Source organism: Anabaena catenula FACHB-362, from assembly GCF_014698735.1.
Classification (GTDB): Bacteria; Cyanobacteriota; Cyanobacteriia; order Cyanobacteriales; family Nostocaceae; genus Anabaena; species Anabaena variabilis_A.
In genome coordinates, this window is sequence record NZ_JACJTQ010000001.1 from 425,579 (window position 1) to 435,731 (window position 10,153).

Here is a 10,153-nt window from a genome sequence, read left to right on the forward strand (position 1 = left end):
GGTTTAGCATTGCTAAACCCCTACCTTATGGAATCAAAGGATTTAGCATTTTTGACAAAGTTAATTTTTGAAAAGCTTTGAGTAGAACAATTAATAAAATCAGGTTAGAATAACTAAAAATTCGCGGGAGGTAACAGTTTTTAGTGAATAAACCTCAAATCCCCAACTTACCACTACCAGCACCGCTTGTAGGTTCAGATGCTGGCTCTTTTACTGAGTATACAGTTACTCAACGAATGCCAGATATTGCTCGTCGTGTGATTATAGAAAATAAATTCCCCACGGAAATAAATCAAAGCTTAGAAAAATTAGCAGCGGAACTACCAAGCGGATATTTACAACCTTTAGTAAATGACACGGGTGCAGATTTTTCCGACTGGGAGAAATATCTAGAACCATATAAAAATCAACGTTGGGTAGATGTTCCTTGGTTTGTTGCAGAAACTTATTTTTATCGTCTGATTCTGAATATTACTCATTACTTCAAACCTGGAGAATGGCAAGGTGTTGATCCATTTCAATTACAAAAAGTTCAAGGTCTAGAAACATCAATTGACTCAATTATTTCTTTGTGTACTCAATTGCAGCAATGGTTAAATGAGTCGCAACAAGAAAATCAACCTAGCAAATCTTCGTTAATTGCTTTGTTGTATTTTGCTTTGTGGGGAAATCGGGTTGACTTAAGTTTATGGTCAGCTTTTGAAGATGACAGGAGTCGTTTTAATATTCAGACTCAATTAAATAATATCTTAGTAGATGATACCTTTGCCGTTACTAAGTTATTAACAAAATCTCAGGATAACTGCATTGATTTGGTTATTGATAATGCTGGTTTTGAGTTAATTTGTGATTTATGTTTGGTGGATTTTCTCTTAGGTAGTGGATTTGCAAATCAGGTTTATCTTCACTTAAAGCCCCATCCAACTTTCGTATCTGATGCGATGATAAAAGATGTGCATTATACGCAAGATTTTTTATTGCAAAGTAGCAATATTCAAGTTCAATCATTGGGACAGAGATTAACCGAAAATCTAGCTTCAGGTAAATTAGTTTTAACCGAAGATTATTTTTGGACTTCACCATTACAATTTTGGGAAATACCAAACTTACTCAAAAATGAATTAGCGAAGTCAAATTTAATAATTGTCAAAGGTGATGCTAATTATCGGCGGTTGTTGGGCGATCGCTATTGGGATTTTACCACTAATTTTGCAGATATAGTTTCTTATTTACCTATACCAATGGTAGCTTTACGTACTTTAAAATCGGAAGTTGCCGCAGGTCTTAAGTCAGAAGTTATAGTGGAATTAGCAACAATAGACCCTCATTGGTTGACTAATGGACAATGGGGTTTAATTCAGTTAGTAGACTAAGCTATTTAGATAAGCGTTAGCTAATTTCAGTTATGAGATTGATTTCTGAACCATCGGTTCCTGTAAAAATCCAAAAGATGAAGCAACGGGTGCGATGGATGCATCCTAGCATTAAAGAACGGGACATTGACCAAACCTGCATGATTTTAGATGATGGCAGGGAGGAAAGTCCAGATTTTTCGTTTATGGTCATGGGCGATACTGGTACTAAATCCCATTATAGTCATCATCCCCAACGCCAAGTGGCGGAAATGATGCTAAATCATAGTGATGATTGTCGTTTTGTGCTTCATACTGGTGATGTAATTTATACGATTGGTTCCCGTGAATATTATCCGACCAATTTTATTGAACCTTATCGGGAATTTTTGGTAGGTGGTGAAAACCCGAAAAATATTGCTTATGACCAAATGGTGTTTAAGTTACCAATTTTGCCAGTTTTGGGTAATCATGATTACTATGATGTGCCTTTGCTGTATCGCTTAATAACAGGTTCAACCTTGTCTCTACGCCGGATGTTCCGCTATAGAGATATTGAAATTGGTTGGCATGGTTCCAATCAAGGTGATGCTTATACAAGGGCATTTATTGATTATTTAGCGGCGATTTCCCCAACGGATTTAGAATCTCATTTAGACGCACATTACACCGCTAAAAGTGATACAGGACGCTGTTTGCATTACCAACCGGGAAAATTTACCCGCTTACCTAATCGGTATTATACTTTTCGTTATGGTGGAATTGACTTTTTTGCCCTTGATGCCAATACTTTTAATACACCAGAACCTTTACCAGAAAACCAAGCCGGAGATGTTTACCGTCGGGAATTGCAAGAACGTTGTCAAAAAATAGACCAAGAAGAGTTACAAATTTTAGCAGAGTTAGACAAACTCAACCCCGAAAACCCTACAGAAGCTGAACAATTGGCTGATTTAAGTGGGAAATTAGACCAAATCAACGAAGTAAAAATTGATATAGAAAAGCAATTAGAATCTCACACAATTGCTGATGTTGATTTTGAACAACTTAATTGGTTGCGAAGTCGGTTGATTGAATCTTGGCATAATTCAGAAGTGCGCGGGCGGGTAATATTTTTGCATCATCCTCCTTATGTTACAGAAGCAACTAAGTGGAATCAAGGTCAAACTTTAGCAGTACGTCATCGTTTGCGGGGAGTATTTGAGCAAGTAGCGGCAACGTTGGGTAACATAACTCAAGAACGTCCCATTGTAGATGTAATTTTTAGTGGACACGCCCATTGTTTGGAATATCTGCGGACTGTGAATACAGGATACGCTGATTCTCACATTAATTATATTGTTTCTGGTGGCAGTGGTCGTCGTCCCCGTCGTCAACGAGAGGAAGGGACAGAACTGATGGAAACTTTTACTAATGAAGCCAGTAATTCTACTCGCAAAGTGGCAGATTCTTTGCTTTATGTGGGACGCAGTGGTTACGGTTCTCAAAGGAGAAAGCCTTATTCCTGCGTGCGGGTAGATGTAAAAGCGGGTTTTCCTGCTAAGTTTATGGTTACACCACTAGTTACAGAATTAGTTGAGGGGAAATGGTGCGAGAGTCAATTAGAACCATTTATAATTTAATACTTATCATTTTTCTGAGTTGGGGAATATTACTGAGTTTCTCTAACGTTCCCACAGCAGCATCTCCCCTTTACGAACTACGACAAAATCACAGTTCAGATGGTATCGGTAAATACTACATGGGGCGAGAAATTGCCCAAGTCATGGGGTATACAGGTGCTGGTTGGTTAGAAAGGCCTAACCGGGAAGCCGAAGAAAAACCCAGTCAAATAGTCAATCTACTGAATTTACAACCTGATGATGTTGTTGCAGATATTGGTGCTGGTACAGGTCATTTAAGTTTTTTAATAGCACCTTTATTACCACAAGGTAAAGTTTTGGCGGTAGATATTCAGCCAGAAATGTTAGAGATTATTGGCTATTTTAAACAAGAGAAAAACATCAATAATGTTGAGCCAATTTTAGCTACTTTAACAAATCCTAACTTACCTTCTGAAAGCATAGATTTAGCAATTATGGTAGATGCTTATCATGAATTAGCATATCCCCAAGAAGTGATGATAGAAATTGTTAAAGCATTGAAACCAGGTGGTAGGGTAGTTTTAGTAGAATATCGGGCTGAAAATCCCTTTATTATGATTAAACGTTTGCACAAAATGACTCAACAACAAGTGAAAAAAGAAATGCAAGCGGTAGGTTTAGTTTTGCAGGAAAGCATAAATTCATTACCACAACAGCATTTATTGGTATTTGCAAAACCATGAATTAGATTTTTATCTCACGCAGAGTCGCAGAGTCGCAGAGAAGAACGCAAGAGTTTGGTATTCTATTTGTGAAAACTTCCCTTTCTTCTCTTTCTTACCTTCGTGTCCTATCCCTTTAGCTCCTACGTCGCTACGCAAGCTATCGGGACGCTACGCGAACGCTTCTTCGCGGTTTATTAAAAAAGAGTTTGTGAAACATTATCAATAATTTGTTGGGTTGCTCTTTCGCTTAACCCAACCTACTATAATTTATAATATTTGTGGAATTAAACTGACTTTTTTCGCAACACCATCCCAAACTATCCAATTAACTTTATTATCTAAATCATCAGCACTATTAGAAACTTTAAAATAGAACTTTTCTCCGCTTTTAAACTGCACCGCAAAATCAGCATTTTGGGCATAAACAACTATAAAACCTCTATCTCGTAAGCAATACATAGCCCAATTTTTTAATGATTGCTTATAAGGTTCGTGGGGAATTGGCGGGTTAGTAATTACGTCTTCAATGACTTTTAATATTTTTTCCATTTTCTCATTTAACTAGGATCACAACGTATTTCAATCATAAACCCATCGGGGTCATAAAAGTACACACCTCTACCTGTAGGACGGGTAACTGGGCCATGTGCAATTACTAAATTATTTTCCCTGATAACGGCCACAGCTTGATCAAATAATTCTGGATTTATATCAAACGCTAAATGATATGCTCTAGTAAAGGACTTACTGGGGTCAGGGTTTGGTGGTGATAATTCCGGTTCTCCAAATAAATCAATAATCGTCCCGTCGGGAGTGACAAAATTAGTGACTTTACCAGCATTCACAAGTTCTATTAATGTTGCAGGTACTTCTTCTCCTGTGAGTTCGTGTAAACCCAAAATATGACCGTAAAAATGGCGGGAAGCTTGCATATCACGGACATTTAAAGCGATATGATGGACTTTGCGTAGGTAGCCAGTGGGAATGGTATTGTTAGTCATTTTTGGTAATGAGTATTTTTTAATATACTGTAACCTAGTAATCGTCTGAATTTCAGTATTTTTGCGTTAACATAAAACTTTTGACCCTTTTCCCAAAAAACAAACGACTTGACAATAAGCAATGAATACTATAGTATTCAAGTATGAAAAACAAAACTATTGATTTATTCGCTGGTGCAGGTGGCTTAAGTACAGGCTTTCACTTGGCTGGCTTTGAAGCGTTATGTGCTATTGATTCAAACAAAAAAGCCTTAGCGACTTATCAACATAACTACCCAAAAACTAAGGTAATACATCAAGATATTCGTGAAGTTAATGCCTCAGAACTTCGTGCATATCTAGGTCTGAAAAAAGAAGAACTAAAAGCAATTATTGGCGGTCCTCCTTGTCAGGGGTTTTCCAGAAATATACCTGCTGAGTATCGCTATATAGATGATCCTCAAAATCAATTATATAAAAGTTTTTTAGATTTTGTCAAAGAATTCAGACCACTTTACGTCATTATGGAAAACGTCCCAGAAATTTTGACAGCATACAAAGGTCTATTCAAACATGAAATTACAAATAAACTAGAATTACTGGGATATAAAGTTGTATCATCATCTTTAAATGCCGCCAACTATGGAGTACCACAAACAAGAGCTAGAGCTTTTTTTATTGCTAGTTTAGAGCGTTTAATTTACCTGCCTGAATCAACTCATTTTGGTGATATTAAAAGTAATTATAAAAATCAAGAATCATTCTATCAAACTAGCCTACTAAAATCTATTTCTTTTCCAATCGTCACTGTTAAAGATGCAATTGGAGATTTACCACAACTAAATGCAGGACAAAAATATGATGAAGATAAATATCCTTCAGCCCCACAAACAACTTATCAAGCTTTAATCCGACATAACAGCACAAAAATTACAAATCATATTGCTCGTGCTTTAAGCTCAATTCAAATGTCAAGAGTAAAGCTGTTAAAAGAAGGACAAGATGCCAGAGATTTACCACCAGAATTAGCACCTAAAAAGCACTATAGTGGTGCTTATGGGAGGCTTTTTTGGGATAAACCAGCGAAGACAATTACAAGATGGGTTTTTCATCCGGGTTCTGGTAGATTCTTTCATCCCACGCAAGATAGAATCATTACAATACGTGAAGCTGCGAGACTTCATTCTTATCCAGATACTTTCCACTTTCTAGGAACATATACAGAAATGGCTTCTCAGATTGGTGAATCTGTACCTCCACTACTAGCTAAAACAATCGCTGAGTGTATTATCTAAAGTTCCAATTAGGAGTTTTGTGCTTGTAAAGCTGCAAGAATTGTCTTGACATAATTCTCTGGGTTGAGACGAGTTCGTTGAATATTTATCCTCACTGCTTCTGGAGGAATAATTCTAGCTTTAAAAAGTTGTTTTTGATTCTTATACCAAACTAACTCAATTTTATCTCCTACACTACCTTGTAAACCTGCACCACTTTTACCAGTTTTCTTGTTTACTGTCCAAGCCCAATTAAAAGTAGTTGGATCAAGTGGATACAAAGGATATTCACAATAAACATATTCATTACCTTTAATGGTTTTCAGTAGTATGCTTTCATAACTATTTTCAACTCCTTGTAATAACTGATTAGTCATAAGCTTTTCATTCCAATGTTGAATAACAGCCGCACCTAGTTCTTCTGGTGGAGATACTTCTGTTAAACCAGGAAAACCAAGTTTATCAGCTTTACTAATAATATCTGCTCTTTGAATAACAAAGAAAAATGTGCTGCCAATTTTTAAGTTACTAAGTTGAAGAGATTTCAATGACCAACCTGTTTTAGTGAAAATATTAACCGCATCATAAAGAAGTTTGCTACGTCCTAAAGCTGGATCTGTCAGAGGAATATCTTTGACATAATGAAAAATAGCTTCCCAAGCATAATCTTCTATTGACCCAATAACTGGGGATGCAACAGTAGCAATAATAGCCTGTTTTAGCCTTTCAATCTCGTTATCTGTCAACACGTAAAGATTCCTCTACAGCTTGCAAAAATTCACTCATTGTTACACTTAAAGCCTTCGTGATATGACTTAGAACTCTTACGGATGGGCTTTTTAATCCTCGTTCCAGTTGGCTAATGTAGGTTCTATGCAGACCTGTAACTTCTGCTAGATATTCTTGTGACCAACCTTTTTCTATACGACGACGTTGTATTTCTAGCCCTAAATTTTGGTCTAGTTTACTTGGTTGCATAGAAAGAGATTAACGGTTTGAATACAAAAGTTCTACAGACTAAAGTATTCAATTAGCCCAACAATCAATACCTTCGCCAAATTTTTAGAACGCCCGCTGAATGAGGGTTTCGGGCTATGGGTTTAAAGCCCTAGTCAAAAGTCTGAAACTTTTACAGTCAAAGGAATCTAGCTTTTTTTGTGTAACTCTAAACCTCTAATTTTGGCAAAGGTATTGCTAAAAACAGCAATTAGTTATCAGAATGGTGGGTTAGCGATAGCTTAACCCACCCTACAACTACCTTCTATACTCATCCCCACAGTCACCAATTAACTGATATAAATCCCGCGACTGCTGCGAAACTGCATCTATCTTTTCCACATCATCAGCATCCAAACTAAACCCAAACACCCGCGCATTATCTTCTAAATGTTCCGCAATTCCTAATCTTGCACCCACAATTACACCCCCAACTGCTGGCTGATTTAAAATATAATTTACAGCCACATTAGCAATACTCACTTGATGCTTATCCGCAATTTCTTTAAGAGTAGCTAGTAACTCTTGAAATAATTGCCAACTACCCCAGTTAACAATCATTTGTTTGTATTTTCTCAAGCTGGTAGTGTTGATTTCTAAGCTTTTTGGTTCTGATTTACCCAAATATTTTTCTGATAACAAACCACCGCAAACACTACCATAGGTAAATAGTTTGATATCATGTTCTTGACAGAATTTAACCATATTTACTTGTGGTCTTCTGTCAACTAAGGAAAACTGAACTTGATTAGAAACAATCTTGATTCCTGCTTCGGTAATAATTTGCAAATGTTCGGTATCAAAATTAGTTAAAGCTAAATGTTTGATTTTACCTTCAGTTTGCAATTCTGCCATATATTTGAGCGCATCTAAATAGTTAGAGTCTCCATATTCCCACCAATGGAACTGCATTAAATCTAATGATTTAACATCCATTCGACCCAGGGATATATCAATATTTTTCTCGACAATCTCTTTCGTCATCTTTCCAGGACGAGGAACCCATTTTGTAAAAGCTTGAATATTATTTACAGCTTCTTCTCCACGAGTCGCAATTAATTGACGACGAAATTCACCAATAAAATCCTCTGCTGGTCCATAATGATCTGCTAAATCCCAAGTTGTAAAACCAGCATCGACATATTGAAACATTGACTCAATAGCCGTTTTCGGGTTAATGCGTCCATGTCCCCCGGAAACCTGCCACATTCCATTTAAAATTCGGCAAATTTTTAAATCAGGGGTAAATTGTAAATAGCTTTCTTGAGGTAAAGTCATATTTTTTGTATTGTTATTTCCAATCTTTTTCTGCTTGTTCCAAAACATAAGCTGCAACGTTTTCAATTTCCGCTGTTGTTAATCTTTCTTTGTAGGCTGACATATTATTTTTACCATTAGTGACGATATTTGTAATCGCCTCTAGGGAATCCATCCCATATTTTTTGAGTGCATTCTTTTTGAGATTTTTACCCCATCTAATAATGTTACCGCCATCGATATGACAACCAACACAATGCACATTAAAAATTTCTGCACCATTTACGGTATCTACTGCATTAGCAGGTAAAATCAAAATACTTGTCCATAATGACAGAGTAACTAATATTAATGTTAGTAATCTTCTCACCCAACTTCTCCAAATTTTGTGATGACAATTTACAGCAATAAGCACTAAACACAATATTATAGTGATTCAAAGTCGGATGTAAATCCGGCAAATTCTGCACATTCTTCTTGAAAGGCTTCTGCTTCGCTAACATCTTCTATTTTATATGCCATGATACGGATACCATCTGGCATTTTTTTAGAACCAATCAATTCACCTTTGTATTTATCTGCGAGTGTTTTAAACTCAACGCCATAAAGCTTCCAGGCTTCACCGTCACAAGTGATATTTACACGCCACATAGTTAATTTGCAATTATTACTGGTACATATTCATCATCTCACAAATAGGTAACACAGTAAAAATCATCTCTTTGATGCTGTGGTTTTCTATCTAAAGGAAGTGTTTATCTAAAAAATAACGCGCCATAATGTAAATGTAGCATCATGTCCGATTGCTATCCAAATTAGCTAAATTTCTAAGGGTAAACATGACTAACAACATCAAAGACAAAATTCAAGCAGATTTACAGGCAGCCAAAGCTACCGGACAGTTAAGAACAGAGAACGTTCGTGAAATAGTCAAATCCGCAGTTTCTCAGGTAGCTGCTGAATTGAAAGAAGGTTCTAGCGAGTTACGGACTTTAGTTAAAGATGCAGTTTCAGCAGTAATTGAAAATTTACAAGACAAAGGTAGCGAAATCAAAGAAGAAGTGACAGCTTCTATTGAAGGTGCATTAGAAGGTGTGAATAGCAAAAGACATGAAGCTATTGTCAAAACCCAAACTGAACTGAAGACGCTACAAGCGCGACTAGATAATGAAGAAGAACAACTTCAGCAAGAAGTTGATGGAATGTTAGCAGAGATAGTAGAAACTGGTAAAGAAAAATCTGCTAATACTAAAAGTTTAATTGACTCGGCAATTAATGCGATTAAAGATAGTGAAGAAGTTAGTTTGTTAAAGAAACGTTATGCACAACTGCAAGCACAATTAGCAATTGTCAAAGCCAATTTAGCTGCACGTTATGGCGGGCGTTCAGGGGAAGTAAAAGACCATTTAGATGAAGCCAAAACCTGGTATGATCAAGCGCGTCCCCAGTTAGAATCTGTGGCTACACAGTTAGAAGAAAAACACTCTCAATTAGAAAATAAACTGGGTGAAGCAGGTGCTGTATTAGCTAAAAAAGAGCGCCACTTCAAGCAAATATTGAGAGATTTACTCTTAGCAACAGCTGACTCATTTAAAGATAAAGAACCTGAAGACAAGAAAACACTGACTAAATAAGTATCTATCGCAATCTTTGCGGAGATTTTAAACATCTTGTAGGTTGGGTTAGATGCGGTAAATAACTGATAATGCTCACAGATAAATCACCAAACTGCGTCGTAACCCAACATCTACTATAAAATATGTGTTCATGACTCATGTAAAATCGCTAGATCGGGTTTTTATCTTCAAATATCATCAAAAAAATGGTAATTAGTCACAATACCTTGTCCATTTTCTGTAGGTTGGGTTACGCTGTCGCTTAACCCAACCTTGTATCTTAGAGGTATGTTAGAGGAAGTGGTAGACCGTCCCAACCTTGGTTTTAAAAGACCGCTTTGTAGCAAGGGTCACCACAACAATCTCCATG

12 protein-coding genes are annotated in these 10,153 nt (G+C 36.7%); 5 read left to right on the forward strand and 7 right to left on the reverse strand.

The features are described from left to right. Positions 1–143 precede the first annotated feature (143 nt). From H6G68_RS01905 to H6G68_RS01915, 3 genes are read left to right on the forward strand one after another with little or no spacing between them, the layout of a single operon-like run. On the forward strand, positions 144–1,373 hold the full coding sequence (locus H6G68_RS01905; protein ID WP_190905073.1) for an ARMT1-like domain-containing protein: 1,230 nt from the start codon (positions 144–146) through the stop codon (positions 1,371–1,373). 32 nt (positions 1,374–1,405) lie between these two features. Beyond that, on the forward strand, positions 1,406–2,974 hold the full coding sequence (locus H6G68_RS01910; RefSeq protein WP_190905074.1) for a metallophosphoesterase family protein: 1,569 nt from the start codon (positions 1,406–1,408) through the stop codon (positions 2,972–2,974). After that, entirely contained in the window at positions 2,938–3,678 is a 741-nt protein-coding gene (locus H6G68_RS01915; protein WP_190905075.1) for a class I SAM-dependent methyltransferase, read from the forward strand. The genes H6G68_RS01910 and H6G68_RS01915 overlap by 37 nt, the downstream gene beginning before the upstream one ends. A gap of 249 nt (positions 3,679–3,927) precedes the next feature. On the opposite strand, the gene H6G68_RS01920 is transcribed toward H6G68_RS01915, so the two are convergent. Both H6G68_RS01920 and H6G68_RS01925 read right to left on the reverse strand, forming a co-directional pair. Then, the gene (locus H6G68_RS01920) at positions 3,928–4,209 is read right to left on the reverse strand and encodes a hypothetical protein (protein ID WP_190905076.1); all 282 of its coding nucleotides are present in this window, start codon (positions 4,207–4,209) and stop codon (positions 3,928–3,930) included. An 8-nt stretch (positions 4,210–4,217) separates the two neighbouring features. Beyond that, entirely contained in the window at positions 4,218–4,661 is a 444-nt protein-coding gene (locus H6G68_RS01925) for a VOC family protein (protein WP_190905077.1), read from the reverse strand. Between the two features lie 143 nt (positions 4,662–4,804). On the opposite strand from H6G68_RS01925, the gene H6G68_RS01930 reads away from it, so the two are divergent. Further along, positions 4,805–5,935, forward strand: coding sequence for a DNA cytosine methyltransferase (locus tag H6G68_RS01930; protein ID WP_190905078.1), 1,131 nt, complete (start codon positions 4,805–4,807; stop codon positions 5,933–5,935). 8 nt (positions 5,936–5,943) lie between these two features. Here the strand turns inward: H6G68_RS01930 and H6G68_RS01935 are convergent, their stop codons facing one another. The 5 genes from H6G68_RS01935 to H6G68_RS01955 all read right to left on the reverse strand — a co-directional run bounded on the left by H6G68_RS01935 (position 5,944) and on the right by H6G68_RS01955 (position 8,818). After that, the gene (locus tag H6G68_RS01935; RefSeq protein ID WP_190905079.1) at positions 5,944–6,663 is read right to left on the reverse strand and encodes a hypothetical protein; all 720 of its coding nucleotides are present in this window, start codon (positions 6,661–6,663) and stop codon (positions 5,944–5,946) included. Further along, the gene (locus tag H6G68_RS01940; protein ID WP_190905080.1) at positions 6,650–6,892 is read right to left on the reverse strand and encodes a helix-turn-helix domain-containing protein; all 243 of its coding nucleotides are present in this window, start codon (positions 6,890–6,892) and stop codon (positions 6,650–6,652) included. The genes H6G68_RS01935 and H6G68_RS01940 overlap by 14 nt, the downstream gene beginning before the upstream one ends. A gap of 276 nt (positions 6,893–7,168) precedes the next feature. Next, positions 7,169–8,188, reverse strand: a complete 1,020-nt coding sequence (locus H6G68_RS01945; RefSeq protein ID WP_190905081.1) for an aldo/keto reductase — start codon at positions 8,186–8,188, stop codon at positions 7,169–7,171. A 13-nt stretch (positions 8,189–8,201) separates the two neighbouring features. After that, positions 8,202–8,537, reverse strand: a complete 336-nt coding sequence (gene petJ / locus H6G68_RS01950; protein WP_190905082.1) for a cytochrome c6 PetJ — start codon at positions 8,535–8,537, stop codon at positions 8,202–8,204. Between the two features lie 56 nt (positions 8,538–8,593). Further along, positions 8,594–8,818: a hypothetical protein gene (locus tag H6G68_RS01955; protein WP_190905083.1), complete on the reverse strand. Its 225-nt coding sequence runs from the start codon at positions 8,816–8,818 to the stop codon at positions 8,594–8,596. 188 nt (positions 8,819–9,006) lie between these two features. On the opposite strand from H6G68_RS01955, the gene H6G68_RS01960 reads away from it, so the two are divergent. Then, entirely contained in the window at positions 9,007–9,801 is a 795-nt protein-coding gene (locus H6G68_RS01960) for a histidine kinase (protein ID WP_127052617.1), read from the forward strand. Positions 9,802–10,153: the final 352 nt, after the last annotated feature.

Coding starts and splice junctions, on each gene's coding strand:
- H6G68_RS01915 (WP_190905075.1), top strand. CDS start 2,938: ATGGTGCGAGAGTCAATTAGAACCATTTATAATTTAATACTTATCATT.
- H6G68_RS01930 (WP_190905078.1), top strand. CDS start 4,805: ATGAAAAACAAAACTATTGATTTATTCGCTGGTGCAGGTGGCTTAAGT.
- H6G68_RS01955 (WP_190905083.1), bottom strand. CDS start 8,818: ATGTGGCGTGTAAATATCACTTGTGACGGTGAAGCCTGGAAGCTTTAT.
- H6G68_RS01925 (WP_190905077.1), bottom strand. CDS start 4,661: ATGACTAACAATACCATTCCCACTGGCTACCTACGCAAAGTCCATCAT.
- H6G68_RS01940 (WP_190905080.1), bottom strand. CDS start 6,892: ATGCAACCAAGTAAACTAGACCAAAATTTAGGGCTAGAAATACAACGT.
- H6G68_RS01910 (WP_190905074.1), top strand. CDS start 1,406: ATGAGATTGATTTCTGAACCATCGGTTCCTGTAAAAATCCAAAAGATG.
- H6G68_RS01960 (WP_127052617.1), top strand. CDS start 9,007: ATGACTAACAACATCAAAGACAAAATTCAAGCAGATTTACAGGCAGCC.
- H6G68_RS01920 (WP_190905076.1), bottom strand. CDS start 4,209: ATGGAAAAAATATTAAAAGTCATTGAAGACGTAATTACTAACCCGCCA.
- H6G68_RS01945 (WP_190905081.1), bottom strand. CDS start 8,188: ATGACTTTACCTCAAGAAAGCTATTTACAATTTACCCCTGATTTAAAA.